We start from the raw sequence: 25,583 nt of genomic DNA, 5'->3' as shown, positions 1-25,583 counted from the left end.
CATGCGCGTTTCCCAATTGTATGCTCCCACTCTCAGAGAGGTTCCGGCAGAAGCCGTCATCGAAAGCCACAAGCTGATGCTCCGGGCCGGATACATCCGGAAGGTGGCCGGCGGCCTGTACAGCTATCTGCCCCTGGCCTGGCGGAGCCTGCGGAAAATCGAGGAAATCATCCGGGAGGAAATGGTCCCCACCGGAGCCCAGGAAATCATGATGCCCATTGTGCAGCCCTCTGAAATCTGGCAGGAAAGCGGCCGGTGGCCGGCATACGGGGCGGAAATGTTCAAGCTGAAGGACCGGCACGGCCGGGATTTCTGCCTGGGGCCCACCCATGAAGAACTGGTGACCACCCTGGTCCGGGATGACCTGCGCTCCTACCGGCAGCTGCCGGTGACCCTGTACCAGATCCAAAGCAAGTTCCGGGATGAAAAGCGCCCCCGTTTCGGGCTCATGCGCAGCCGGGAATTCATCATGAAGGACGCTTATTCCTTCGACAAGGATGCGGAAGGCCTGGACAAATCCTACCAGGATGAATACGATGCCTACAGCCGGATCTTCACCCGGTGCGGCCTGGATTACCGGCCGGTGGAAGCGGACAGCGGCGCCATCGGCGGCAAGGGCAGCCATGAATTCATGGCCCTGGCGGACAGCGGGGAAGCGGGCATTGTGTACTGCGATACCTGTGAATACGCCGCCGACGTGGAAAAGGCCGAATGTGCCGCCATCGAAGCTCCGGCTGAAGAACCGAAAGAACTGGAAAAGAAAGCCACTCCGGACTGCAGCACCATCGAAGCGGTGTGCCAGTACCTGGGATCTCCCATTGAAAAGAGCGTAAAGGCCGTGGCCTTTGTCACCGACGAAGGGAAACTGGTGCTGTGCTTTGTCCGGGGGGACAAGGAAGTGAACGACACCAAGGTGGTGAACGCCGTGGGCTGCAACGAAGTGGACATGGCTCCCGACGACCTGATCCGGGAAGCTGGCACGGTGCCTGGGTTCATGGGCCCCATCGGCCTGAACAAGGACAAGGCCATCATCCTCATCGACCATACGGTGATGCACATGCACAATGTGTGCTGCGGCGCCAACGAAAAAGACGTCCACTATGTGAACGCGGAACCCTCCCGGGATTTCGTGTACACCCAGGTGGCGGACATCAGCACCGCCGTGGCCGGGGACAAATGCCCCCACTGTGACGGGCACCTGAAGGAAGCCCGGGGCATCGAAGTGGGCCAGGTGTTCAAGCTGAACACCAAGTACAGTGAAGCCCTCCATGCCACTTATCTGGATGTGGACGGGAAGGAACATCCCCTGGTGATGGGCTGCTATGGCATCGGCGTGGGCCGGACCCTGGCTGCGGCCATCGAACAGCACCACGACAAGGACGGGATCATCATGCCCAGGAACATCGCCCCCTACCAGGTGATGGTGCTGGCCATGAACGTGAAGGACGAGGAAAGCTGGCAGAAGGCGGTGGAAATCCACGACGCCCTGAACCAGGCCGGCATCGATACCCTGCTGGATGACCGGGACGAACGGGCCGGGGTGAAGTTCAAGGATGCGGACCTGATCGGCTGCCCCCTGCGGATCGTCATCGGGCCCAAGACCATGAAGCGGAACGCCATGGAAACCAAGCTCCGGTGCAATGGGGAAATGGCCGACGTTTCCTTTGAAGGCGACTGGATCCAGGCCATCCGGGACATCCTAGACAAGGCGCTGTAATTGGGTCACGGGTCGCGGGCAAGTGAGTCGCGGGCTTTGACCGCAATCCCTATAGAATCCTGCTGCTTTGCAGAAAAGAGCAGAGCATGTTTCTATGGACAGGAAAGACGGCCGTTTGATTCAACGGAACAGAGCACGCGATTCGCGACCCGGGCTGCTTTCTGCAGCCCGTAATTGGAGGTGGAAACCATGGAAAACGAAATGCTGGCCCAGATGACTTTGCGGATCCTTCTGGCCGCCTTCCTGGGCGGTCTCATCGGTCTGGAACGGAGCAGCGGGGACCGGCCGGCCGGGCTGCGGACCCACGTGCTGGTGGCTACCGGCTCGGCCCTTCTGATGGTGGTTTCCATCTACGGCATCGACGGACACCCCCAGTACCGGGATCCTTCCCGGATCGCCTCCCAGGTGGTCAGCGGCATCGGCTTTCTGGGGGCCGGCACCATCCTCCACGAGGGACTGACGGTGAAGGGGCTTACCACCGCCGCCAGCCTGTGGATCGTGTCGGCCATCGGGCTCACGGTGGGCTGCGGCATGCTGGCCGTGGGGATCTTCACCACGGTGATTACCCTGGTGACCCTGATCATGATCCGGGGGCTGGAAAAGAAGGTGCTGCCCACGGGCAAAGCCACCCGGTGCAAGCTCCATGTGGTGCTGGACAAGAATCCGGACAGCATGATGGACGTGATGGATTTCCTCCAGGAACGGAACATCAAGACCCGGATCCTGGGAATCCACAACGACCCCCAGCGGAATGTGATCGAGGTGGACCTGGCGGTGAAAATCGGCAAGTACTACAACGCCAATACCATCATCAGCGGCCTGGAAAGCACCAAAACGGTGCAGCACGTGGCCCTGGTGGATGAGTGACGGAATAACAAAGAGGTTGGAATGAGCGCAAGTTGCTATAAGATCGTACCCAACAGGCATGTGTTCCTGGACTTTATGATCACCCTGGATCTGAGCCCGGAACAGCGGCACTGTGTGGAAACCTTTCCCATCCGGTATGTGGAAGTGGATGAGGCCAGGAACACCTGGAAGATTTTTTACGATGCGGCGGCGACGGCTCTGGAACAGCAGGAACTGGCAGCGGCAGCGAAAAAGCTGGCCGCTGCCTGTTCTGTTGCCCAGGTGGCTTTCGTGAATGTCCACGCAGACCAGGTGGCGGCGCCCTGTCTGGAGGATGAAGAAGTCCCCCTGCCCCCGGAACCGGAAGAACCCCCGGAAGAAGAACAGGCACAGGATGATTTCTTCCAGAGTGAGGAATATCTCCGGGCCCTGGAGGCGGTGGAAGCCAGCCGGGGCGGGGGAAAACTGACCGACGGGGTGGTCTTCGGCCGGAAGATCACCAAAAAGGCCCGGACCATGGCGGAAGTGGTGGAAGAAGAGAACAATGTGGTGGTGGAAGGCACCGTGGTGGGGTTCGAAGTGCGGGAACTGCGGACCGGCGCCGTGATGCTCACCATCAAGCTCTCCGACGACACCGAAGGGCTCTTTGCCAAGATCCGCTTCGGCGAACGGAACGAAGGCAACGACCCCAAGAAGAACCAGAAGGAGTGTGCGGACCTCCAGGCCAAGATCCCGGAAGGATCCCTGGTGAAGATCCAGGGAAACATCACCGTGGACAAATACGCCAACTCCGAACTGGTGATGGTGGGGGTCAAGGGCATCATGAAGGAACCGGTGGAACTCCGGGAAGACAGGGCGGAAGTCAAGCGGGTGGAGCTACACTGCCACACCAAGATGAGCAAGATGGACGGCCTCACCCCCATCAAGGAACTGGTGGATACGGCGGTGCGCTGGGGCCACAAGGCCCTGGCCCTGACGGATCACGGGGTGGTACAGGCCTTCCCCTTTGCCTATGATGAAGCCAAGGACCTGGCCAAAAAGAACGGCTGGGAACTGAAGCTGATCTACGGGGTGGAAGGATACCTGTGCCACAGCCGGGAGGACAAGAAGAACTACCACATCATCCTGCTGGCCAAAAACGTGGAAGGGCTCCGGAACCTGTACCGGCTGGTGTCCCTGTCCCACCTCCAGTATTTCGGGGGCAAACCCAAGCGGCCCCGGATGACCAAGGGCCTCCTGGACCAGTACCGGGACGGGCTGATCATCGGATCCGCCTGTGCCGCGGGGGAAGTGTACCGGGCCATCCTGGCCGGGCTCCCCGATGAGGAAGTGAAGGAGATCGCCTCCTACTACGACTATCTGGAGATCCAGCCCACGGGCAACAACAACTACCTGATCCGGGATCCCCGGTTCCCGGACATCCATTCGGTGGAAGACCTCCAGGCCATCAACAAAAAGATCCTGGCCCTGGGGGACGAACTGGGAAAACTCACCGTGGCCACCTGCGACGTCCACTTCCTGAATCCGGAAGACGCCCTGGCCCGGAAGATCCTCCAGGCCGGGATGGGCTATCCTGATGAGGAACAGCCGCCCCTGTACCTGCGGACCACCGAAGAGATGCTGGAGGAATTTTCCTACCTGGGGGACCGGGCCTATGAAGTGGTGGTGGAAAACGCCAACAAAATCAGCGACCAGGTGGAGCATTTCAAGCCGGTGCCCGACCGGGACCAGCTGTATTCGCCCACCATCCCCGGGGCCAAGGAAAAGGTGGAATCCCTGAGCTACGCCAGAGCCCACGAATGGTACGGCCCCAAGCTGCCGAAGATCGTGGAGGACCGGCTGAAGCAGGAACTCTCCTCCATTATCGGCAACGGGTTCTCGGTGCTGTACTACATCGCCCATCTGCTGGTGAAGAAATCCAACGACGACGGGTACATGGTGGGGTCCCGGGGGTCCGTAGGGTCCTCCTTTGTGGCCACCATGCTGAACATCACGGAAGTGAATCCTCTGGTGCCCCATTACCGGTGCCCTCACTGCTACCATACGGAATTCTTCACCGATGGCTCCGTAGGGTCCGGCTTCGACCTGCCGGAAAAGGACTGCCCGGAATGCGGCACTCCCATGATCCGGGACGGGCACAATATCCCGTTCGCCGTATTCCTGGGGTTCCACGGGGACAAGGTGCCGGATATCGACCTGAACTTCTCCGGGGAATACCAGCCCCGGGCCCACAAATACACGGAAGAACTGTTCGGCCGGGACAATGTGTTCCGGGCCGGTACCCTGGGCACCATCAAGGACAAGACGGCCTACGGGTACATCAAGAAGTACTATGAGACCCGGGGAGAACCCAAGCGGACGGCCTTCATCGAAGGGCTGATCCCCAAACTGGCCGGGGTGAAACGGACCACCGGCCAGCACCCCGGGGGCATCGTGGTCATTCCCCGGGATCTGGATGTCCACTACATCACCCCCGTATCCTATCCGGCGGATGATCCCAGCTGCGGCACCATCACCACCCATTACGATTTCCACTCCATTGACGAACGGATCGTCAAGCTGGATATCCTGGGCCACGATGATCCCACGGTGATCAAGATGCTGGACCGGATGCTGGGAGAGGACTACTGCCGGAACATCCCCATCGGGGATCCGGACACCATGGAACTGTTCCTGTCCACCAAATCCCTGGGGGTGACCCCGGAGCAGATCGGGACGGATGTGGCCACCTACGGGGTGCCGGAATGCGGCACCCGGTTCGTCCGGCAGATGATTTCGGACGTAAAGCCCAAGAACTTTTCCGACCTGCTGCGCATTTCCGGGTATTCCCACGGCACCGACGTGTGGCTGAACAACGCCCAGGACCTGATCCGCAGCGGGACTCCCACGGAAGACACCATCTCCACCCGGGACGACATCATGAACTGGCTGATCAACAAGGGCATGGAGCCCAGTATGGCTTTCGGGATCATGGAATGGAGCCGGAAAGGGAAGGCCCACAAGAAAGGGTTCGAACCGGACCAGCTGGAAGCCTTTGAAAAGGCCCACATCCCGGATTTCTACATCAAGGCCTGCACCACTCTCCAGTACCTGTTCCCCAAGGCCCATGCCGTGGCCTACGTGCTCAGTGCCTACCGGATCGCCTACTGCAAGGTGCACCATCCCAAGGAGTTCTACGCCGCCTACTTTACGGTGCGGGCGCCCCACTTCGATTACACCCTGGTCCACAAGGGCCTGGATTACATGAAGCGGTTCATCCAGAACGTGAACGCCCAGGGCACCAAGGCATCGGTGAACGACAAGGATACGGCCACCTACATGGAACTGTGCGTGGAGATGCTGGAACGGGGCTTCGTCTTCGATGAGGTGGACCTGTACAAGTCCGACGCCCACAAGTTCCTGGTGACGGAAAAAGGGCTTTTGCCGCCGCTGGGTGCCATCGGGGGCATCGGGGGCGTGGCCGCGGAAGGGATCGTGGAGGCCCGGAAGAAGGGCCCCTTCATTTCCCAGGAAGACCTGCGGAACCGGGCCAAGATCAGCACCAGCAACGTGGAGATCCTGGACGAACTGGGAGTCCTGGAAGGGATGCCCAAAACGGACCAGATCGAGCTGTTTTAAGGGGGCTGCTGCCAGGGACGGAGCTGTGAAAAATGATTTTTCATTTTTTCACAGCTCCTTTTCTATTTCCCCATTTTATGGTTATAATGGAAGAAATGTACGTGAAGGAGGTCTTTTTCATGGGAAAAGTTATGGATATCCTGGAAACCATCGGCCATTTTGGCAAAAATCCGGACGGGTCTTATACCCGCCGGCTGTACAGTCCGGAATTCTTCCAGGCCCTGGAGGCGGCGGAAGGGCTGCTCCGGCAGGCGGGTCTCACCACCAGCCGGGACGCGGCGGGGAATCTTCGGGCCGTGCTGCCCGGGACGGATCCGGAGGCAAAGCACATCCTCCTGGGGTCCCATCTGGACACGGTGCCCTCCGGGGGTCTTTATGACGGGGCCTACGGGGTGGCGGCGGCCATCGGCTGCGTCCGGCGGCTCCGGGAAGAAGGACGGAAGCTGCGGCACACGGTGGAGGTGTACGCCTTCAACGGGGAAGAAGCCAGCCCCCTGGGAGGGACCTTCGGCAGTCGGACTCTGGCCGGGCTTACAGATCCGGACCAGCCCCTGCTCCGGGAAACCCTGGAGGGATTCAGCCATTCGGTGGAAGAAATCCTGGCCTGCCGCCGGGACTTTTCCGATGCGGCCTGCTACCTGGAAACCCACATCGAACAGGGGGGACGGCTGGAGAAGGAAGGGATCCAGCTGGGCATCGTCAGCGGCATCTCCAACATCGTCCGGTACCTGGTGACGGCGGAAGGCCAGAGCAACCACGGGGGCACCACCCCCATGGAGGACCGGCAGGATGCCATGGTGGCCATGGCCAAACTCATCGTCTTTGCCGACGCAGCCTGCCGGAAGATCGGCCACAGCCTGGTGTTCACCGCCGGGAAGATCCAGTGCAGCCCCAATGCGGCCAATGTGGTCCCCGGGAAGGTGACCTGCACCTTTGAAATGCGCAATGTGGACCGGCAGTACACTGACGAACTGATCCGGGAGATCCGGGCGGCCACGGAGCTGATCCCGGATGCCCGGTTCACGGTGCAGCAGCTGATCCACAAGGACAGCGCTCTGTGCGATCCCAAACTGATGGAAGCCTTTGAAAAGGCGGCGGACAGCCTGGGAGCCACCTGGCAGGTGATGCCCAGCGGCGCCGGCCACGATGCGGATTCCATCGCCCACCGGATCCCGGTGGGGATGCTGTTCATCCCCAGCCATCTGGGCATCAGCCACAGCGGCAAAGAATACACGCCTCCGGAAGACGTGGAACGGGGCGGAGAAGTGCTGTACCGGACCCTGTTGGGACTGGACGATTGACGCCCGCCAATCCAACTGATATTATAGGATATACATTTACCATAAGGAGTTGAGGGGATTGCTGCTGACTTTTCTGCAGGGGGCTGCAGACGCATTGTGGGGGACACCGATGACGGTGGTCCTGGTGGGCATGGGGCTGTATCTGAGCCTCCGGTTCCGCTTTTATTACAATTTCCGCCACTGGGGGTTCCATTTCCGGAACACCTTCGGCAAAATGTTCCAGAAAGGGGAGGGCCATGGCACGGTTTCCGGCTTTGCCGCCGCCTGCACCGCCATGGCCAACACCATCGGGGTGGGGAACATCGGCGGGGTGGCTACGGCCATTGTGTCCGGGGGACCGGGGGCCGTATTCTGGATGTGGGTGTCCGGCTGTCTGGGCATGTCCACCAAAGCCTGTGAGATCATCCTGGGCCAGCGGTTCCGGGTGAAATATTCCAAATCCATGGACGAATACATGTGCGACCGGTCCTTTGTGATGAAAAACGCCCTGGGCTGGAAACGAGGCGCCCTGCTCCTGTCCGTGGCCTGCTTCACCCTGGGCCCCTGGACCTGCTCCGTCCAGACCGAATCGGTAGTGGGGGCCCTGAAGGAAGCCTTCGGGATCCCGCCGGTGTACGCTGCAGCGTTTCTGGGAATCACCTGTTTTGCCACCATCTTCGGGGGTCTCCGGCGGATCTCCCAGGTGATGGAACGGGTGGTGCCGGTGATGGCCCTGCTGTACATCCTGGGAGGAGTGGCCATCCTGCTCCAGAACTGGCAGGAGGTACCCGGGGCCCTGGCCCTGATCGTCCGCAGCGCCTTCAGTCCTACGGCTGCCGCCGGGGGCTTTGCGGGAGCCACCGTGAAGGATGCCATGCGCTACGGCATTGCCCGGGGACTGTATTCCAATGATGCAGGCACTGGCTACGGGATCATCGCCCATGCCTCGGCCCGGACGGATCATCCGGTGCGCCAGGCTTCCTGGGGCTGGGGGGAAGTGTTCCTGGACACCATCGTGGTGTGTTCCGTTACGGCCCTTTCCCTGATCCTGACCCATGCCTATACGGATTTCCCCGGCCTGGACAGTGCCCGGCTCACCACCGCCGCCTTCCGGGTCTCTTTCGGGGAACCGGGGGCCTGGTTCCTGGCCCTGGCCATTACAGTCTTTGCCTGGACCACCATCATCGGCATGTATTACAGCTGTGAGAAATCCGTCAACTACGCCTTCGGGGACACCCGGCGGAACAGAATCGGCACCCGGCTGTACATGTTCTACTACATGATCCCCTGTGTGGTGCTCTATCATGCCAAAGCCGATGCCCTGTGGGCCATGACGGACATCCTGTCCGCCATCTATGTGATGATCACCATCCTGTTCATCGTCACCCAGCAGAAGGAAATCTTCCGGCTGTTCGATGATTTCTGGTTCCGGTTCCTGCCGGCCAAAGAACGGGGCGAAAATCCCCCGGTGGTCTCCTACGGGACTGTGGAGGATGAGAGAAGAGTGAAGAGTGCAGAGTGAAGAGTGCAGAGTGAAGAGGGAAGAGGCGTCCGTAAACCGTACCCCTTGTCAAGGACAGTTTCTAAAAGTAGGACCCCTTGTTTTAGACAGTTCAACAATCCTGGTACCTTTAAAATGGACGTTTGGTAATTGTCTATCAGAAGGCCCCTAACCATCCAATCTTATGCACTGGCTCCTTACTCATAAAATGGCTGCTTTTGCCATTTTATGAGGTGAGCTGGTTCCCCAGCTCACAGGCTCTCCGCTTCAATGTAGGAACCTCGGGCATCTTGGGAATATCGAGCGGATAAACCCCTGTTGTTACAAATTGGTAGAACTCGTTTGGCGACAGTTTCGCCAGTTCCCACTGGTAGCGCTCGTTGTTGTAATAATCCATGTAATCATCTACGATGGCCTTCACCTCCCCAAAGCTCACTGCTGCTGCAATTTTCTTTTTCACATGGTCTTTCATACGGCCGAAGAAGCTTTCCTGCGGCGCATTGTCCCAGCAATTCCCCCGCCGTGACATGGATTGTCTGAGATCCTTGTCATGGAGGATATCGATGAAGCTGTGACTCGTGTAATGGCAACCCTGGTCAGAATGCACGATGGTTTCAGCATGCAGTGAGACGCCGTGATCTCGAATCAGGTTGTTCACCGTTTCTACCACGAAATCCACCTCCAAAGAATCGCTGAGGACATACGCCAGAATCTGCTTGGTATAGGCATCCAGTATGGTGGAAAGATAAGCAAAGATCCCATTGTAAGGAAGATAGGTAATATCTGTCAGCAGTACCATGCGAGGACCATAGTCCTCAAACTGGCGCTGCAGCAGATTATCGGCCACCGTATTGGTCTTCAGGGCTTTCGCCAGCTGCCGATAGGGATTCGCCTTCCTGATGGGGCAAAGCAGGTGGAACTTTTTCATCAGACGACGGATTTTCTTCACATTCATAATGACGGGCGGATCCATGTGGAGCAGCTCCATATAGATGCTGCGGGCGCCCTTCTTGTACCCTCGTCTTTTGTAAGCGGCAAGGATCAGTTCAAAGTCCTTGCGGTCCTGTTCTTGCTGGGCCTGCCGAAATGCTTCCGCCTTTACCCAGGCATAATAACCGCTTCGGGACACGCCTGCCATCTTGCATAAACTGCTGATGGAAAGTCTGTTCTCGCTGGTACTTACCGTCTTTTCTATGATTTCGAACACACAAGAGGAATCGTTCATGAGCAGAGAACCTACCTTTTTGTGTTCTTGATCGCGGAAATTTTTTTTAAATATTCCACTTCCTGCCGCAAGTATTCAACTTCATGTCTGAGGGCCTTAATGTCATCTTCAGGCTTGACCTTGGCGGCGGTGTCAGACCTGTCGGCGGGTCTCCTGCCTTCATAGAAACAACCATATTTGGCATATTCCTCTTTGATATGCTGGAGAGCACCGCCAATGCGTCTTTCGCCCAGCACAGCAGGGTCAAAGCCGTATTTTTTGAAGACGTCTTTAGGATAGACTCCTTCCATATATTCGGTGTAAAAGATTTCTTTAAAGGACTTCCTCAGGACCAGGGTAGAGCGGCTTACGCTATACACATAAGGGTTCTGGCGCAACGCTGCAATCTGCTCCTCAGTAAAAAGTTTTCTGCTCATGTGGATTCTCCTTGGCTTTATTGGATTTGAGGATACCACATGCATATGATTGTGTTCAATAGGTTGGGTCCAAAATGAGCACGCCAATTTTAAAGGATTCAAATTGTAGCCTGTCCAATTTTGTGGGCAGGTGCTACTCTTAAAAAGTGTCCACACTTATGGGGACAGTATACCGGCGGAAAGGGACGTCCCGCTGCCGGTATATAGAATCAAAGGAGAGAAACGATGAGACAGACACTGAAGAATATCCTGGACCAGAACAAGATCCTGGTCATTGACGGCTCCATGGGCACGGCCCTGGAAAACCTGGGAGCGGATCTGAACAACAGCCTGTGGACCGCCCGGGTGCTGGCCAACCGGCCGGAACTGGTGAAACAGGTCCATCTGGATTATTTCCGGGCCGGGGCCGATGCGGGGATTACCTGCAGCTACCAGGCTTCCATCCCGGGGCTTGTGGCCAACGGCTTTACGGAACAGGAAGCGGAAGAGCTGATCACCCGGTCCGTGACCATTTTCCAGGAAGCCCGGCAGGAATGGTGGGACCGGGAAGGGAAAGCCGCCGGCCGGGCCTGGCCTCTGTGCCTGGCCGGGGTGGGGCCTTACGGCGCCTATCTGGCGGATGGGTCCGAATACCGGGGCCATTACGGGGTGTCCCGGGAAGATCTGGAAAAATTCCATCGGCGCCGGGCGGAACTGCTGTGGCAGGCCGGGGCGGATGTGCTGCTGTTCGAGACCCAGCCCTCCCTGGAAGAAGCCCTGGTGGAAGTTTCCATCGCCAAAGATCTGGGAGCCGCCTTCTGGGTGAGCTTCTCCTGCCGGGACGGGCTCCATATCTGCGAAGGGACCCCGATCCGGGAAGCGGCGGCGGAAGTGGTCCGTCAGTTCCCGGAAGTGGAGGCCCTGGGGGTGAACTGCACCAAACCGGAATACCTGGTGAGCCTGATCGGAGAACTGAAAACCGCTTCTGACCGGCCCATATTCGTCTATCCCAACAGCGGAGAAGAATATGACCCGGTGACCAAGACCTGGCATGGAGTGGGCACGGACCGGAAGTTCGGCGATTATGCCCTGGAGTATATGAAGGCCGGAGCCGTGGCCGTAGGGGGCTGCTGCACCACGGTGGCGGATCATGTCCGCCAGGTGGCGGCGGCCCGGGAACAGTTCCTGGGAGAGGCATGAGGGCAGAGGGAAGAGGAACAAAGGAGGCGCCGGTCCATGAGTGAGGGGGAAATCACAACCTATACGGGGATCCAGTTCGATCCCCTCCATCCGGACCCGGAAACCATCCGGATCCAGGACATCGCCCATGCCCTGAGCCTTTTGTGCCGGGGCAACGGCCATGTGAAGACTTTCTATTCCGTGGGCCAGCACTGTCTGGCGGCGGCCAAAGAAGCGGCAGCCCGGGGGGATTCCCGGCAGGTGATCCTGGGGGCCCTGCTCCATGACGCCACGGAATGTTATCTGTCCGACGTGCCCCATCCCTACAAGGTGAACATGCCCCGGTACCGGGAGCTGGAAGACCGTCTGCTCCAGGCGGTGCTGGACCGGTTCCTGGGAGGGCCCCTTACCCCGGAAGAATGGGCGGAAGTGGAACAGATCGACCGGGCCCTGATGTTCAGCGACCTGCATCATCTCATGGACCATCCGGAAAACCGGGAACAGGAAGGGACCCTGCGGCTGCCGGTGGACTACCGGGTGCGGCTCTTTACCGAAGTGGAACAGGAGTATCTGGACTGGTTCCGGAACTGTCAGGAAGAAAATAAAGGAGAATGACCATGGAACGGGAAAAAATCAAGGAAAGCTGGGAAAAACGCCGGGAAGAACTGTGCCGCATGGCGGACCAGATCTATGACTGGGCGGAAGTGGGCCTGGAAGAAACCAAATCCTCCGCCCTGCTGGAAGACTATCTGGAACAACAGGGATTTGCCGTGGAAAAAGGAGTAGGGACCCTGCCCACCGCCTTCCGGGCCACCTGGAAACAGGGAGAGGGAGGACCCCGGCTGGGGTTCCTGTGTGAATACGATGCCCTGGAAGGCATGGGCCATGGCTGCGGCCATCATCTCCAGGGACCTTCCGTCATCGGGGCGGCCCTGGCGGTCCGGGACCGGTTCGCTGGGAAAGGCGTGCCCTTTTCCCTGGTGATCTACGGGACACCGGCGGAAGAGACCATCGGGGGCAAGACGGTGATGATGGAGCAGGGCTGCTTCCAGGACATCGACATCGCCCTGATGATGCACGCCGCGCCCACCACCTGCGTGGATGTAAAGAGCATGGCCAACAAAAGCTATAGGGTGGAATTCCACGGGGTGCGGGCCCATGCGGCCATGAGCCCGGAACAGGGACGGAGCGCCTTTGACGCGGCCCTGCTCAGCTTCAATGCCATCGAATTCCTCCGGGAACATGTGAACGAGGACACCCGGATGCACTACACGGTCCGGGACGCCGGGGGACCGGCCAATGTGGTCCCTGACCGGACCCTGGCCCAGTATGAGCTCCGTTCCTACGATACCGGCTACCTCCGGAGCCTGGAACCCCGGTTCCTGGATATCCTGAAAGGGGCCTGCCTGATGACCGGTACCACCCATACCATCACCGAGACCCACGAATTCTATGCCAAGATCCCCTGTCTGACCCTCAATGACCTGGTGATGGAACAGGCCCGGGCCTTCGGGGCGCCCCAGCTGTCGGAACCCCGGCAGAAAACCGGTTCCACGGATTTCGGCATCATCCTGTACCACATGCCCGGCACCTGCATCCGGGTGGCCTTTGTGCCGGAAGGGACCCCGGCCCATTCCGAAGTCTATCTGAAGGCCGGGAAGACGGAAGCCGCCCATAAGGCCATCGGCTATGGCAGCCAGATCCTGGCCGCCGCCTGCTGCTCCATCCTGGAAGACCCGGAAAAGCTCACCGCCATGTGGGAAGAATTCCGGAAAAGAAAAGCTTCACACTGAAATAAGGATCTGCTAATATTCTGAATAAACTACAATGTATTACCTCAGAGGACGGATGTATGATATAATATACATTGTATAAATCAGTTAGACTGTTCGTAACTATAGGAGGTTGAGCAATGAACAATCCGAACCCCGTTAAAATCGTGGAAACGGTTCTCCGTGACGGCCATCAGTCCCTGTGTGCCACCCGTATGCGCACCAGCGACATGCTGCCCATGCTGGAAGCCCTGGATGACTGCGGCTTCTATGCCCTGGAAGCCTGGGGCGGCGCCACTTTCGATTCCTGCCTGCGTTTCCTGAACGAAGATCCCTGGGAACGGCTGCGTACAATCCGGAAACATGTGAAGAAAACCAAGCTGCAGATGCTGCTCCGTGGCCAGAACATCCTGGGCTACAACCATTATGCCGATGATGTGGTCACCGAATTCGTCAAACGCAGCGTGGACAACGGGATCGACATCATCCGTATCTTCGATGCCTTCAACGATACCCGGAACCTGGAAACGGCCATGAAAGCCACCAAGGCTGCCGGCGCTCATGCCCAGGGCACCCTGGTATACACCATCAGCCCGTACCACAAGGACAGCGACTATCTGAAGCTGGCCAAGGAACTGGTGGAAATGGGGGCTGACTCCATCTGCATCAAAGACATGTCCGGCCTGCTGGCTCCCTATGCCTGCGCTTCCCTGGTAGAGGCCCTGAAGAAGGAAATCAGCATCCCTGTAAACGTGCACTCTCACTGCACCAGCGGCATGGCTTCCATGACCCTGCTGAAGGGCATCGAAGCCGGTGCGGATATTGTGGATACGGCTCTGTCTCCCTTTGCGGAAACCACCAGCCATCCCTGCACCGAATCCCTGGTGTACACCCTGAAGGGCACCGAAAGAGATACTGGCATCGACATGGACAAACTGGGGCCCATTGCGGACCACTTCAAGAAAGTCCGTGCTGATCTGGTGAAGACCTTCAAGCTGCCCAGCAACATCAGCATTAACCCCAAGGTCCTGAGCTTCCAGATCCCTGGCGGCATGCTGTCCAACATGCTGAACCAGCTCACTGAAATGGGCATGGCCGACAAATACGAAGAAGTGCTGAAGGAAGTGCCCAGAGTCCGGGCCGACCTGGGGTATCCTCCTCTGGTAACTCCTTCCAGCCAGATTGTGGGCACCATGGCCACCATGAACGTCATGATGGGACGGTACAAAATGATCCCCAACGAAATCCAGGATATTGTCATGGGCAAATACGGCAAGACGCCGGGACCCATCAGCGAAGATCTGAAGAAACTGGTTCGCCGCTGGATCGTAAAGAAGACCGGCAAGACCGTGATTTCTCCCATTACCCACAGACCGGCCGACGATATTCCGCCGCAAATGGAAAAGATGAAAGCCGACCTGGCTGCCAAAGGCTATCCCAATGCCTCCGTGGAAGATGTGCTGTCCTATGCCCTGTTCCCGGAAGTGGCCCTGGCCTTCTTCAAGAACAACCGGTAAAAAGCTGCTGCTGTGGCAGCGGCCGATGGAAAGGGACTGTTGCATGAGCAACAGTCCCTTGTCTGGAGTCAGGAGTCTGAAGTCGGAAGCCTTAGGACAGGATTAGCCTGGATGGGCGAATCCTTCTGATTCTATAGAACCAGAATCGAGAGTAAACTGAGAGGTTATTTGATCCAAAGGTTCTGCATATTCAAAAATTTGTCTGCAAATTTAACATTGGGCCATTGTCGACTGGCCATTGACTCTTACCCCTTGACAAAAAAATCCCCGCCGCAGCTGCGGCAGGGATTTTTTTTATCACTGTTTCGGCGGCCGTACCGGCGGGGGCGTGGAGCTCTTGCCGGACCGGGGCGGCTGGGGAACGTTCCCGCCTCCCGGCAGGGCGTCTTCCTTCTTGCTGTCCTTTTTCTTGGTATCCTGTTTCTTGGTGGTCTGTTTCTTGGGCTGGGGCTTGGGGGCTTCATACTTCGGCGCCGGCATCTTGAAGCCGTCCGGTTTTTCGAAGTCTTCAGCAGGAATGCCGTCCAGAGCACCGCTCATGAAGGCACGCCACAGGGTGGCCGGCTGGCCGCCCCCGGTCATGCCGCCCAGGGATTCATTGTTGTCATCCCCGATCCATACGGCACAGGCCAGGTTGGGGGTGAAGCCCACGAACCAGGCATCGTGGTAATTGTCGGTGGTCCCGGATTTCCCGGCGCAGGGCCGGCTGATGGCGGCACCACGGCCGGTGCCCCGGGTCATGACGTCTTCCATCATGGAGATCATCATGTAGGCGCTTTCCGGTTTCACAGCCTGGGTGGGATTGGTCTTGTGTTCATAGAGCACTTTGCCGTTCCGGTCCAGGATTTTGATGATGGGGGTGGGTTTATTGAATTTCCCCATGTTGGCGATGCCCGCATAGGCACCGGCCATTTCCAGCGGGGTGACCCCGTGGGTCAGGCCCCCTACGGCCATGGCCGGATTGTCGTCATCCTCCACCAGGGTGGTGATGCCCAGCCGCTTGGCCAGCTTGATGGTCTTTTCCGTACCGTACTTCATGGCCACCTTGATGGCGGGCACATTGTAGGAATAGGTGAGGGCCGTCCGGTAGCTGACGGTGCCGTGGAAGCTCCGGTCATAGTTCTGGGGATTCCATTCGCCGGGGATCGGAGAATCCTGTACGGTGTCCCCGGGGGTGGCTCCCTGTTCCAGGGCGTTCAGATACACAAAGGGTTTCATGGAGGAACCGGGCTGCCGTTCCGCCATGACGGCACGGTTGAACTGGTCGGTGCCCCGGCCCCCGATCATGGCCTTGATGTAGCCGGTCTTGGGATCAACGGCCACAATGGCGCTCTGGGGCTGTTTCAGCTTGTTGCTGTCGGTGTAGTAGGTGGGAGTGAGGGCGGCGGCTTTTTCCGCAGCCTTCTGCATATCCGGATCCAGGGTGGTGTAGACTTTCAGGCCCTGCTTGTACACGGCGTCGGGACCGAACTTGTCCACCAGCAGCTGGATGCAGTAATCGATGAAGTATTTCTTGGAGCCGGGAGATTCATTGAGGCTCTTGTAGGTCAGGGGCTCCGCATAGGCCTTGTCGGCTTCTTCCTTGGTGATGAACCCGTATTTGGTCATCTGCTCCAGCACCGTCTTCTGCCGGGCCTTGGCGGCCTTGGGGTTGGACAGGGGGGAGTAGTAGTTGGGGCTCTTGGGGATCCCGGCGATCATGGCACTCTGGGCCAGATCCAGATCTTCCACGTGTTTGCCGAAGTAGGTGTTGGCGGCGGTTTCCACCCCGTAAGCCCCCTGGCCGAAGTAGATCTGGTTCATGTACATCTCCAGGATCTCGTTCTTGGTGTATTTCTGTTCGATCTGGAGGGCAATGAAGGCTTCATGGAGCTTCCGGCTCAGGGTCTGTTCCTGGGTCAGGAAGTAGTTCTTGGCCAGCTGCTGGGTGATGGTGCTGCCCCCCTGGACCTCGCCCCACCGGATGTAGGTGTAGATGGCCCGGCCGATCCCCCGGAAGTCGATGCCTCCGTGTTCATAGAACCGGATGTCTTCTGCCGCCAGGAACGCATGCTGGAGGTTCTTGGGGACTTTGTCGATGGTCACCGGGATCCGGTCTTCTTCCGAATTCACCGTAGTGATCAGGTTGCCCTTGGCGTCGAAGAACTGGGAGGAAGCCATGGGTGCCATGTCCTTGGTGAGGATCTTGGCGGTGGTGAACTTGGCCACCGCAAAGAAGGCGGCCACCGAAAGGAAGCCCACCAGCACCAGAGCCATCAGGGCCGAAAAAATCGTCCCCCCCAGCTTCTTTCGTTTGTGAGGAGAAGAGGAACCGAAGAGGTTCCTCCAGTTCTTATTCTTGTTGCTTGTCATCACGTCAGCTCCTATAACAGATAGAAATGGATTGAGACCATAAGTTACAGGATATTATATCACATTTGTCCGGTGAGGTGTATAGGGGACATTTCTTCCAACAGTTGCCATTTTCCCGGGAGGGTGCTATAATAATGAGGAAAACTGAGGCAGACCTTAGAGAGTGGGTATTCGTACCCGCTCTTTCGTTTACTAGGAAAGAAAAAAGCAGAGGTGCCTGAATGGACAAAAAGAAAATCACAGAACGGGTGACGGACCTGGCAGCTCCCATTGTGGAGGAAGCCGGGCTGGAACTGGTGGATGTGGAATACGTGCGGGAACGGGACTGGTTCCTGCGGGTATTCATCGACAAGGCGGGCGGCATCGACATCGATGACTGCTCGGCGGTCAGCAATGCGCTGGCCAAGAAGCTGGATGAGGAAGACTTCATTAAAGAGAAGTACTACCTGGAAGTCTCTTCCCCGGGAATCGACCGGCCCCTGAAGAAGGACAAGGACCTGGAAGCCCATTACGGGCAGAAGGTGGACCTGGCCTTCTTTGCCCCCTATGAGGGGAAAAAGCAGCTGACGGCAGTGCTGAAAAGCCACGATGCCGAAAAGCTGGTGCTGGAAGATGCCAAAAAGAAAAAACTGGCCATTGAACGGAAGCTGATCGCTTCGGTACGGCCCCACATCGACTTTTAATGGAACCATTGATTAAGGAGGAATTTTGAAGTGAATGCGGATTTCGTGAAAGCCATTGCGCTCCTGGCCAAGGAGAAAAGCATTTCTCCCGACGTACTGTACAGTGCAGTGGAGGAAGCCCTGATCACCGCTTACAAGAAAAACTACGGTTCTGCCCAGAATGTACGGGTTTCCATGCATAAAGAAACCGGGGAGATCCATGTCTATGCCCGGAAGAACATTGTGGAGGAAGTCACGGATCCCACCACGGAAATCAGCCTGGAAGACGCCCAGAAAATGAACGCCCACTACCAGGCCGGGGATATCCTGGAAACGGAAGTGACCCCCAAGAACTTCGGCCGGATTGCCGCCCAGAACGCCAAGCAGGTGATCGTCCAGCGGATCCGGGAAGCGGAACGGGGGATGGTGTACGAACGGTATTCCGACCGGGAAAACGACATCGTCACCGGGACGGTACAGCGGATCGAAGGCCGCAACGTGTTCATCGACCTGGGCACGGCGGAAGGCCTGCTGCTGCCCAATGAACAGATCCCCCATGAAACCTACGACTACCATCAGCGGCTGAAATGCTATGTGGTAGAAGTGAAAAAGACCACCAAGGGACCCCAGATCATCCTGTCCCGGACCCATCCCGGCCTGCTGAAACGGCTGTTCGAGCTGGAAGTGTCCGAAATCCAGGATGGCACCGTGATCATCGACAGCGTGGCCCGGGAACCGGGGATGCGCAGCAAGATCGCCGTCCACAGCACCAATCCCAGCGTGGATCCGGTGGGCGCCTGCGTGGGCCCCAAGGGCATGCGGGTACGGACCATCGTGGACGAACTCCGGGGCGAAAAGATCGACATCGTGAAGTACAGCGAAGATCCGGAAGAATACGTGGCCAACGCCCTGTCTCCTTCCAAGGTGGTCTCTGCCCGGGCGGACAAGGACGAAAAGATCTGCCGGGTGGTGGTGCCTGATTACCAGCTGTCCCTGGCCATCGGCAAGGAAGGGCAGAACGCCCGTCTGGCCGCCAAACTCACCGGCTGGAAGATCGATATCAAGAGCGAATCCCAGGCGGCGGCTGCCGAAGCTGCCCAGGCTCAGGAAGCCCCTGAGGAAAGTGGTGAGGACGCATGAAAGTGAAGAAGATTCCCCAGCGGACCTGCATCGGCTGCGGGGAAATCCACAATAAAAAGGAAATGGTCCGGATCGTCCGGTCTCCGGAAGGAGCCGTGAGCCTGGACCGTTCCGGCAAGAAACCGGGCCGGGGGGCCTATGTGTGCCCCAACGCCGGCTGCATCGAAAAGGCCTTCCAGAGCAAAAGCCTGGAACGGGCCCTGCAGGTGAAGGTTTCTCCGGAAACGAAGGAAGCATTGCTGGCGGAGCTGTCCCATGAAAACGGACAATGAGCTCTGCTTTGCCCTGAGTCTGGCGCAGAAGGCCGGGAAACTGGCCTCCGGCGATCAGGGCGTATGGGACACGCTGAAGAAAAAAGGCCGTGCCCGCTACGTGCTGATTGCCGCAGATGCCTCTCCCCGGACGGTGGAAAAGATCCGGCACTGGTGCGATACCGAAAAAATCCCCTATGGGATGGCTTTGGACCGCATCCGGCTGGGGTCCGCCATCGGAAAAGCGCCCCGGGCGGCAGTGGTCCTGTTGGACGACGGCTTCCGGAAGATGATGGGCTTGTGATTATGGAGGTGTGCGGATGACAAAATACAGAATCTATGAGATCGCCAAGGAACTGAACCTGGACAACAAGAAGGTGCTGGGCTTTCTGGCCGACCACAAGATCACGGTGAAGAACCATATGAGCACCGTGGAAGCCGGGGTCCGGGACATGATCGTCAAGGGCCTGAAGGCCAACCAGGGATCCGTGAAGGAAGCCGCCCAGAATGCGGCCCGGAAGGTCCAGGAAAAAGCCGCCCAGGCGGCGGCGCCGGTGGCTGCCAAAGTGGCCCAGGTGAAAAGTGACATTGCCGTGGGGAAGGCGGCCATCCAGGCCCATCATGCGGCCCAGCAGAAACCGGCCCAGGAAAGCCGGAATGACCGGAACGACCGGAGAAACGACGGCCGGGGAGAAAACCGCGGCCATGACCGGAACGGCCAGAACCACAGCGAACGGCGGGGCGACCGGCCCCAGAGCAGCCAGAATGGCCAGAACCGGGACAACGGCCGGAGAAACGACCGGCCCCAGAACGGCCAGAACCGCAGCAACGGGAACGGCAGCAGCCGGTTCGGCCGGAATGACCGGAATGGCGGGAACCAGAACCGCAGTGGGAACGGCGGGAACAACCGGAACAAGCCCCAGAACGGCCGTGCCGGGAAGCCCGGTGCCCCCATCGGCGGGAACAGTGCCCATGCCGGCAAGGATATGGGCAAACGGAACAACAACCACAACCATCAGGAAAAACGGGAGAAAATCAAGGGCTCTTATGCCACCCGGGAGGACCGTCCTACCCGCAGTGCCGATCATATGATGAAAAACCACAAACACAAAAACAACAACAACAGCAACCGGAACGCCGCTCCGGCCAGAAAAGCGGAAGTGGTCCGTCCCACCAGCATCGAAGTGGGCGAAAGCATCAGCGTAAAGGATTTCGCCAAGCTCCTGTGCCGGGACGTGAACGAAGTGATCAAGAAGCTGTTCATGCTGGGCAAGATGGTGACCATCAACCAGGAAATCGACCATGAAACCGCCGAACTGGTGGGCATGGACTTCAACTGTGAAATCAAGGAACCGCCTCCTGAAGCGGATCCCACGGAAGTGCCGGAAGTGGAAGACGACCCGGCTCTGCGGGTGCCCCGTCCCCCCGTGGTGACGGTCATGGGCCACGTGGACCACGGCAAGACCTCCCTGCTGGATGCCATCCGGAAGACCAACGTAACCGCCCGGGAAGCCGGCGGGATCACCCAGCACATCGGTGCCTACCGGGTGGTGTGCCAGGGCAAGCCCATCGTGTTCCTGGATACCCCGGGCCACGAAGCTTTCACCGCCATGCGTGCCCGTGGGGCCCAGGTGACGGATATCGCCGTGCTGGTGGTGGCCGCTGACGACGGGGTGATGCCCCAGACCATCGAAGCCATCAACCATGCCAAGGCTGCCAAGGTGCCGGTGATCGTGGCCATCAACAAGATCGACAAGGAAGGGGCCAACCCGGATTTCGTCATGCAGCAGCTGTCCGAGCATGGACTGATCCCGGAAGCCTGGGGCGGGGATACCATCATGGTTCCCGTATCCGCCCGGCAGAAGACCGGTATCTCCGACCTGCTGGAAATGATCCTGCTGGTGGCTGAAATGCAGGATCTGAAGGCCAACCCCAACCTGCCCGCCCACGGCACCATCATCGAAGCCAAACTGGACAAGGGCAGAGGGCCTGTGGCCTCCGTGCTCATCGACCGGGGCACCCTGCACATCGGGGATTCCATCCTGGCCGGCACCTGCTACGGCAAGGTCCGGGCCATGGTCAACGACCGGGGCGAAAAGGTGAAGAAGGCCCTGCCTTCCACCCCTGTGGAAGTCCTGGGGCTCAACGATGTGCCGGAAGCCGGGGATATCCTGGATGCCTGCGATGAACATGTGGCCCGGTCCGTGGCGGAAAAACGCCAGGCCAAGCAGAAGATGGAAGAACAGAAGAAGGCCAAGGTTTCCCTGGACGATATCTTCAACCGGATCCAGGAAGGGGAACTGAAGGACCTGAACATCGTGGTGAAGGCCGACGTGCAGGGCACCATCCAGGCCCTGGAACAGGCGCTCACCAAGATCAAGAACGATGAAGTGAAAGTGGTCATCGTCCATTCCGGGGTAGGGGCCATCAACGAATCCGACGTGATGCTGGCTTCCGCCGCCAACGCCCTGATCATCGGCTTCAACGTCCGTCCGGACGCCAATGCCCGGAAGACCGCCGAAGCCGAAAAGGTGGATATCCGCACCTACCGGGTCATCTACGATGCCCTGAACGATGTGGAAGCCGCCATCAAGGGGATGCTGGCACCCAAATTCAAGGAAAAGATCATCGGCCATGTGGAAATCCGTCAGGTTATCCCCATCAACAAGATGCTGATCGCCGGGGCCTATGTGAAGGACGGGAAGATCACCCGGTCCGCCAAGGTGCGTCTGGTCCGGGACGGCATCGTGATCCACGAAGGGGAACTGGATTCCCTGCGCCGGTTCAAGGACGATGTGAAGGAAGTGGCGGCCAACTTCGAATGTGGGCTTACCCTGGCCGACTACCGGGATATCAAGGTGGGGGACCAGCTGGAAGTCTACACCATGGAAGAAGTGGCTGCAGAATAAGGAGGGACCATGTCCAAACTTCGTGCTGAAAAACTCCAGGCGCTGATCAAGCAGGAAATGAGCAACATGATGATCCGTGACGTGAAGGATCCCCGGGTGAAGTTCGTCACCATCACCGGGGTGGAAGTCAGCAACGACCTGAGCTACGCCAAGATCTATGTAAGCCTCTACGGCAGTGAGGAACAGCAGGCAGCCGCCTGGAAGGGCCTCCAGTCCGCCCTGGGCTTCTTCCGCCGGGAAATCGCCCGGCGGATCGATCTCCGGGTGGCTCCGGTGCTCAGCTTCCACAAGGATACGTCCATGGAATACAGCGCCCATATCGAATCCATCCTCCATGAGCTGAAGAAAGAAGAGCATCATGAGTAAGGCACTGGATCTGAAGGAAACCTGGCAGCTGCTGATGAGCGTCAGCCGCCTGGTGCTGGTGAGCCATGTGGGACCGGACGGGGATACCCTGGGCTCCACCCTGGGACTGGCCCGGGCCCTGCGCCAGGCAGGGAAACAGGTGCGTCTGCTGGTGGATGACATCCTGCCGGCGGTGTACCAGTTCCTGCCCGGACTGGACGCCTATGAGCAGCCCAAACCCGGGGAGAAAATCGACTGCGACCTGACGGTGGTGGTGGATGCCTCTTCCAAAGACCGGATGGGGGCTGCGGAAGACTGTCTTTCCGCACCCATCCTGAACATCGACCACCATGTGTCCAACACCCGGTATGCGGATTATCTGCTGCTGGATGACAGGGCGGCGGCCACCGGGGAAATCATGTACCGGATGCTGGAAGCCAACAGGATCCCGGTGGACCAGGAACTGGCCACGGATCTGTACACGGCCATTGTCACCGACTGCGGCTTTTTCAAGTACGCCAACACCACCCCCCGGTGCATGCGGGTGGCGGCGGACCTGGTGGCCCTGGGGGTGAAGCCCGACGAGATCTCCGACCAGCTGGAACTGAAAGCCCGGAATTCCGTGGAGCTCCTGGCCAAGGTGCTGCCCAGCCTGAGCTTCTATGCCGGAGGGAAAATTGCCACCCTGGAAGTGCCTCTTTCCCTGTATGACAAGACCGTTTCCACGGAAAGCTTCATCTACCATCCCCGGTACATTGCCGGGGTGGACGTGGCGGTGCTCTTCAAGCAGGTGGAACCCAGATCCACGCGGGTGAGCATGCGCTCCAAAAAGGTGGACGTGAGCAGGGTGGCCGTGGCCTTCAACGGGGGCGGCCATCCCAAAGCCGCCGGCTGCACCATCGGCCTGCCTCTGGAAGAGGCCAAGAAGGCCCTGCTGGAGGCGCTGGAAAAGGCCCTGGAGGAACTGTGATGGATGGGATTTTCAACGTACTCAAACCACCGGGCATGACCAGCCATGATGTGGTGGGGGCCCTGCGGAAAATCCTCCATATGAAGAAAATCGGCCACGGGGGCACCCTGGATCCCCTGGCCGCCGGGGTGCTGCCGGTGTTCACCGGCATGGCCACCCGATTCCTGGAATACGCGGCCCACGAGGAAAAAAGCTACCGGGCAGAGCTGACCTTCGGGTTTCAGACCGACACCGGGGATACGGAAGGGGCGGTGATCGCCGAAAGTCCCGTACGGGACCTGACGGCAGAGGAAATCGAAGCCGCCCTGGCCTCCTTCCGGGGGGAAGGGACCCAGATCCCGCCCATGTATTCCGCCATCAGTGTGGGGGGCACCAAGCTGTACAAGCTGGCCCGACAGGGCATCGAAGTGAAGCGGGAGCCCCGTCCCATCACTCTCTATGAACTGGAAAAGGTGGATTACACCGGAAAGACCCTGGTGTTCGACGTGACCTGCTCCAAGGGGACTTTTATCCGGACCCTGTGTGAGGACCTGGCGGCGAAGCTGGGGATGAAGGGGACCATGAGTTTCCTGCTCCGGCGGCGGGCCGGGGTCTTCCGGCTGGAAGACGCCCATACCCTCCAGGAGATCGCCGCCGATCCGGAAGGCTGCTGCATGGGGGTGGAACCCATCCTGGCCGGCTTTCCCAAAAAGATTGTGAATGCCCTCCAGGGGCGGCGGATCGCCCAGGGAGTGGCCACCACCCTGCCCGGGCTGACGGAAGGGACCCTGTACCAGCTGTGGACCCGGGACGGGGTGCTGGTGGGACTGGCCCGTGCCGTGGACGGCCGGCTCCGGGCCCACAAGATCATCCACATCCCGGACGTGGAAACAAGGACGGAAGAACAACCATGAAACTGATAACCTCACTGGACGAACTGCACAGAGCCCATCTGCTGCCTTCCGCGGCGGCTCTGGGGACCTTTGACGGGGTCCACCGGGGACACCAGGAAGTGATCGGGACCACCCGGACCTATGCCCGGCAGCACCATCTCCAGCTGATGGTGTTCACCTTCAGCACCCACCCTCTGGCCAGTCTGAAGCCGGAGCTGGAACCGCCCCGGCTGCTGGACAATGCCGCCAAGGAAAAACTCATGGTGGACCTGGAGGTGGACATCCTGGTGAACATCCCCTTTACCCGGGAACTGGCGGCCATGAGCGCCGACGATTTCCTCCAGATGCTGGTGGATCTGGGAGTCAAGGCTGTGGGCATCGGGGACAACTTCAGCTTCGGGGCCGGGGGCAAGGGGAACGTCCGTCTTCTGAAGACGGAACACACCCGGTTCGGGCTCACCATCCTGTCCCGGCCTCTTTTGAAGCAGGACGGGCTGGTGGTGAGCAGCACCAACATCCGGAAGGCTATCGCCGAAGGACGGGTGGAACTGGCGGCCCAGATGCTGGGCCGGCCCTATGCCATCCGGGGCCAGGTGGTGCCCGGGGATCACCGGGGACGGCTCCTGGGCTTCCCTACGGCCAATCTGAAGCTCCTGGGCCAGCATTTTGCCGTGCCCGCCTTCGGGGTGTACGCAGGGCGGGTGCTGGTGGACGGCCAGTGGCATGATGCCATGGTGAATGTAGGGGACAATCCCACCTTCGCCAACCAGGAAACCCGGCTGGAAGCCCATCTGTTCCGGTTCCAGGGGGACCTGTACGGGAAGGAAGTCCGGGTGCAGCTGGTGGCCCGGCTCCGGGGAGAGGAGAAATTCCCCGACCTGGACAGGCTCCAGGAACAGCTCCGGAAGGACGCCCGGAATGCCCAGAGCATCCTGGCCATGGAAAAGAACAAGAAATAATGGAAAAATCCCTTGCACAAAGGACGTATCCATGATATTATATTTTGGTAAAGCTTATTGGTGGAGGTGAGAA

Annotated in this window: 21 protein-coding genes; 18 read left to right on the top strand and 3 right to left on the bottom strand. The window is 59.0% G+C overall.

Annotation, left to right across the window (positions count from 1 at the left end; all coding sequences use genetic code 11):
* The first annotated feature begins 1 nt into the window (after position 1).
* The 5 genes from ACFER_RS06980 to ACFER_RS06960 all read left to right on the top strand — a co-directional run bounded on the left by ACFER_RS06980 (position 2) and on the right by ACFER_RS06960 (position 8,983).
* Positions 2 to 1,717 carry a proline--tRNA ligase gene (locus tag ACFER_RS06980; RefSeq protein WP_012938717.1) on the top strand — a complete coding sequence of 572 codons (1,716 nt, stop codon included), beginning with the start codon at positions 2 to 4 and terminating at the stop codon, positions 1,715 to 1,717.
* 189 nt (positions 1,718 to 1,906) lie between these two features.
* Entirely contained in the window at positions 1,907 to 2,584 is a 678-nt protein-coding gene (locus tag ACFER_RS06975) for an MgtC/SapB family protein (RefSeq protein WP_012938716.1), read from the top strand.
* A gap of 21 nt (positions 2,585 to 2,605) precedes the next feature.
* On the top strand, positions 2,606 to 6,181 hold the full coding sequence (locus ACFER_RS06970; protein ID WP_012938715.1) for a PolC-type DNA polymerase III: 3,576 nt from the start codon (positions 2,606 to 2,608) through the stop codon (positions 6,179 to 6,181).
* 119 nt (positions 6,182 to 6,300) lie between these two features.
* Positions 6,301 to 7,482, top strand: a complete 1,182-nt coding sequence (locus ACFER_RS06965; RefSeq protein ID WP_041666219.1) for a Zn-dependent hydrolase — start codon at positions 6,301 to 6,303, stop codon at positions 7,480 to 7,482.
* A 109-nt stretch (positions 7,483 to 7,591) separates the two neighbouring features.
* A complete protein-coding gene (locus tag ACFER_RS06960; protein ID WP_049763454.1) occupies positions 7,592 to 8,983 on the top strand; it encodes an alanine/glycine:cation symporter family protein in 1,392 nt (463 codons plus the stop codon).
* Between the two features lie 205 nt (positions 8,984 to 9,188).
* Here ACFER_RS06960 and ACFER_RS06955 read toward each other — a convergent pair whose 3' ends face one another.
* Together ACFER_RS06955 and ACFER_RS06950 are read right to left on the bottom strand one after the other, a co-directional pair.
* Entirely contained in the window at positions 9,189 to 10,187 is a 999-nt protein-coding gene (locus tag ACFER_RS06955) for an IS3 family transposase (RefSeq protein ID WP_012938408.1), read from the bottom strand.
* A gap of 11 nt (positions 10,188 to 10,198) precedes the next feature.
* Entirely contained in the window at positions 10,199 to 10,603 is a 405-nt protein-coding gene (locus tag ACFER_RS06950) for an HTH domain-containing protein (RefSeq protein WP_012937547.1), read from the bottom strand.
* Between the two features lie 225 nt (positions 10,604 to 10,828).
* On the opposite strand from ACFER_RS06950, the gene mmuM reads away from it, so the two are divergent.
* The 4 genes from mmuM (at position 10,829) to ACFER_RS06930 (ending at position 15,050) form a co-directional block, all read left to right on the top strand.
* The gene (mmuM, locus tag ACFER_RS06945) at positions 10,829 to 11,782 is read left to right on the top strand and encodes a homocysteine S-methyltransferase (RefSeq protein WP_012938712.1); all 954 of its coding nucleotides are present in this window, start codon (positions 10,829 to 10,831) and stop codon (positions 11,780 to 11,782) included.
* A 36-nt stretch (positions 11,783 to 11,818) separates the two neighbouring features.
* On the top strand, positions 11,819 to 12,376 hold the full coding sequence (locus ACFER_RS06940) for a hypothetical protein (RefSeq protein ID WP_012938711.1): 558 nt from the start codon (positions 11,819 to 11,821) through the stop codon (positions 12,374 to 12,376).
* Between the two features lie 2 nt (positions 12,377 to 12,378).
* Complete coding sequence (locus ACFER_RS06935; RefSeq protein ID WP_012938710.1) at positions 12,379 to 13,554, top strand: M20 family metallopeptidase; 1,176 nt, start codon at positions 12,379 to 12,381, stop codon at positions 13,552 to 13,554.
* 119 nt (positions 13,555 to 13,673) lie between these two features.
* Positions 13,674 to 15,050, top strand: a complete 1,377-nt coding sequence (locus tag ACFER_RS06930; RefSeq protein ID WP_012938709.1) for a pyruvate carboxylase subunit B — start codon at positions 13,674 to 13,676, stop codon at positions 15,048 to 15,050.
* A 297-nt stretch (positions 15,051 to 15,347) separates the two neighbouring features.
* Here ACFER_RS06930 and ACFER_RS06925 read toward each other — a convergent pair whose 3' ends face one another.
* The gene (locus ACFER_RS06925; RefSeq protein WP_012938708.1) at positions 15,348 to 17,402 is read right to left on the bottom strand and encodes a transglycosylase domain-containing protein; all 2,055 of its coding nucleotides are present in this window, start codon (positions 17,400 to 17,402) and stop codon (positions 15,348 to 15,350) included.
* Positions 17,403 to 17,623: 221 nt separating this feature from the next.
* Here ACFER_RS06925 and ACFER_RS06920 point away from each other — a divergent pair, with 221 nt between their 5' ends.
* Genes ACFER_RS06920 through ACFER_RS06880 form a run of 9 tightly spaced genes read left to right on the top strand, consistent with a single transcriptional unit; the run spans position 17,624 to position 25,510 of the window.
* Entirely contained in the window at positions 17,624 to 18,085 is a 462-nt protein-coding gene (locus ACFER_RS06920) for a ribosome maturation factor RimP (RefSeq protein ID WP_012938707.1), read from the top strand.
* Between the two features lie 30 nt (positions 18,086 to 18,115).
* Complete coding sequence (nusA, locus tag ACFER_RS06915) at positions 18,116 to 19,204, top strand: transcription termination factor NusA (protein WP_012938706.1); 1,089 nt, start codon at positions 18,116 to 18,118, stop codon at positions 19,202 to 19,204.
* Positions 19,201 to 19,476, top strand: a complete 276-nt coding sequence (gene rnpM / locus ACFER_RS06910; RefSeq protein ID WP_012938705.1) for an RNase P modulator RnpM — start codon at positions 19,201 to 19,203, stop codon at positions 19,474 to 19,476. Before nusA ends, rnpM begins: the two co-directional genes overlap by 4 nt.
* On the top strand, positions 19,460 to 19,759 hold the full coding sequence (locus ACFER_RS06905; RefSeq protein ID WP_012938704.1) for a L7Ae/L30e/S12e/Gadd45 family ribosomal protein: 300 nt from the start codon (positions 19,460 to 19,462) through the stop codon (positions 19,757 to 19,759). Before rnpM ends, ACFER_RS06905 begins: the two co-directional genes overlap by 17 nt.
* A gap of 16 nt (positions 19,760 to 19,775) precedes the next feature.
* The gene (infB, locus tag ACFER_RS06900) at positions 19,776 to 22,364 is read left to right on the top strand and encodes a translation initiation factor IF-2 (protein WP_012938703.1); all 2,589 of its coding nucleotides are present in this window, start codon (positions 19,776 to 19,778) and stop codon (positions 22,362 to 22,364) included.
* Positions 22,365 to 22,373: 9 nt separating this feature from the next.
* Positions 22,374 to 22,730, top strand: coding sequence for a 30S ribosome-binding factor RbfA (gene rbfA / locus ACFER_RS06895; protein ID WP_012938702.1), 357 nt, complete (start codon positions 22,374 to 22,376; stop codon positions 22,728 to 22,730).
* The gene (locus ACFER_RS06890; protein ID WP_012938701.1) at positions 22,723 to 23,679 is read left to right on the top strand and encodes a DHH family phosphoesterase; all 957 of its coding nucleotides are present in this window, start codon (positions 22,723 to 22,725) and stop codon (positions 23,677 to 23,679) included. Before rbfA ends, ACFER_RS06890 begins: the two co-directional genes overlap by 8 nt.
* Positions 23,679 to 24,572 carry a tRNA pseudouridine(55) synthase TruB gene (gene truB, locus ACFER_RS06885; protein WP_012938700.1) on the top strand — a complete coding sequence of 298 codons (894 nt, stop codon included), beginning with the start codon at positions 23,679 to 23,681 and terminating at the stop codon, positions 24,570 to 24,572. The genes ACFER_RS06890 and truB overlap by 1 nt, the downstream gene beginning before the upstream one ends.
* Positions 24,569 to 25,510, top strand: coding sequence for a bifunctional riboflavin kinase/FAD synthetase (locus ACFER_RS06880; RefSeq protein WP_012938699.1), 942 nt, complete (start codon positions 24,569 to 24,571; stop codon positions 25,508 to 25,510). The genes truB and ACFER_RS06880 overlap by 4 nt, the downstream gene beginning before the upstream one ends.
* Positions 25,511 to 25,583 lie beyond the last annotated feature (73 nt).

It is taken from the genome of Acidaminococcus fermentans DSM 20731, assembly GCF_000025305.1.
Taxonomy (GTDB): Bacteria; Bacillota; Negativicutes; order Acidaminococcales; family Acidaminococcaceae; genus Acidaminococcus; species Acidaminococcus fermentans.
This window is presented reverse-complemented; position numbering and strand designations above follow the sequence as displayed.

Bases quoted from the DNA above. Each gene is read 5' to 3' on its own strand.
- ACFER_RS06980 (WP_012938717.1), top strand. From the start codon at position 2: ATGCGCGTTTCCCAATTGTATGCTCCCACTCTCAGAGAGGTTCCGGCA.
- ACFER_RS06975 (WP_012938716.1), top strand. From the start codon at position 1,907: ATGGAAAACGAAATGCTGGCCCAGATGACTTTGCGGATCCTTCTGGCC.
- ACFER_RS06970 (WP_012938715.1), top strand. From the start codon at position 2,606: ATGAGCGCAAGTTGCTATAAGATCGTACCCAACAGGCATGTGTTCCTG.
- ACFER_RS06965 (WP_041666219.1), top strand. From the start codon at position 6,301: ATGGGAAAAGTTATGGATATCCTGGAAACCATCGGCCATTTTGGCAAA.
- ACFER_RS06960 (WP_049763454.1), top strand. From the start codon at position 7,592: ATGACGGTGGTCCTGGTGGGCATGGGGCTGTATCTGAGCCTCCGGTTC.
- ACFER_RS06955 (WP_012938408.1), bottom strand. From the start codon at position 10,187: ATGAACGATTCCTCTTGTGTGTTCGAAATCATAGAAAAGACGGTAAGT.
- ACFER_RS06950 (WP_012937547.1), bottom strand. From the start codon at position 10,603: ATGAGCAGAAAACTTTTTACTGAGGAGCAGATTGCAGCGTTGCGCCAG.
- mmuM (WP_012938712.1), top strand. From the start codon at position 10,829: ATGAGACAGACACTGAAGAATATCCTGGACCAGAACAAGATCCTGGTC.
- ACFER_RS06940 (WP_012938711.1), top strand. From the start codon at position 11,819: ATGAGTGAGGGGGAAATCACAACCTATACGGGGATCCAGTTCGATCCC.
- ACFER_RS06935 (WP_012938710.1), top strand. From the start codon at position 12,379: ATGGAACGGGAAAAAATCAAGGAAAGCTGGGAAAAACGCCGGGAAGAA.
- ACFER_RS06930 (WP_012938709.1), top strand. From the start codon at position 13,674: ATGAACAATCCGAACCCCGTTAAAATCGTGGAAACGGTTCTCCGTGAC.
- ACFER_RS06925 (WP_012938708.1), bottom strand. From the start codon at position 17,402: ATGACAAGCAACAAGAATAAGAACTGGAGGAACCTCTTCGGTTCCTCT.
- ACFER_RS06920 (WP_012938707.1), top strand. From the start codon at position 17,624: ATGGACAAAAAGAAAATCACAGAACGGGTGACGGACCTGGCAGCTCCC.
- rnpM (WP_012938705.1), top strand. From the start codon at position 19,201: ATGAAAGTGAAGAAGATTCCCCAGCGGACCTGCATCGGCTGCGGGGAA.
- ACFER_RS06905 (WP_012938704.1), top strand. From the start codon at position 19,460: ATGAAAACGGACAATGAGCTCTGCTTTGCCCTGAGTCTGGCGCAGAAG.
- infB (WP_012938703.1), top strand. From the start codon at position 19,776: ATGACAAAATACAGAATCTATGAGATCGCCAAGGAACTGAACCTGGAC.
- rbfA (WP_012938702.1), top strand. From the start codon at position 22,374: ATGTCCAAACTTCGTGCTGAAAAACTCCAGGCGCTGATCAAGCAGGAA.
- ACFER_RS06890 (WP_012938701.1), top strand. From the start codon at position 22,723: ATGAGTAAGGCACTGGATCTGAAGGAAACCTGGCAGCTGCTGATGAGC.
- truB (WP_012938700.1), top strand. From the start codon at position 23,679: ATGGATGGGATTTTCAACGTACTCAAACCACCGGGCATGACCAGCCAT.
- ACFER_RS06880 (WP_012938699.1), top strand. From the start codon at position 24,569: ATGAAACTGATAACCTCACTGGACGAACTGCACAGAGCCCATCTGCTG.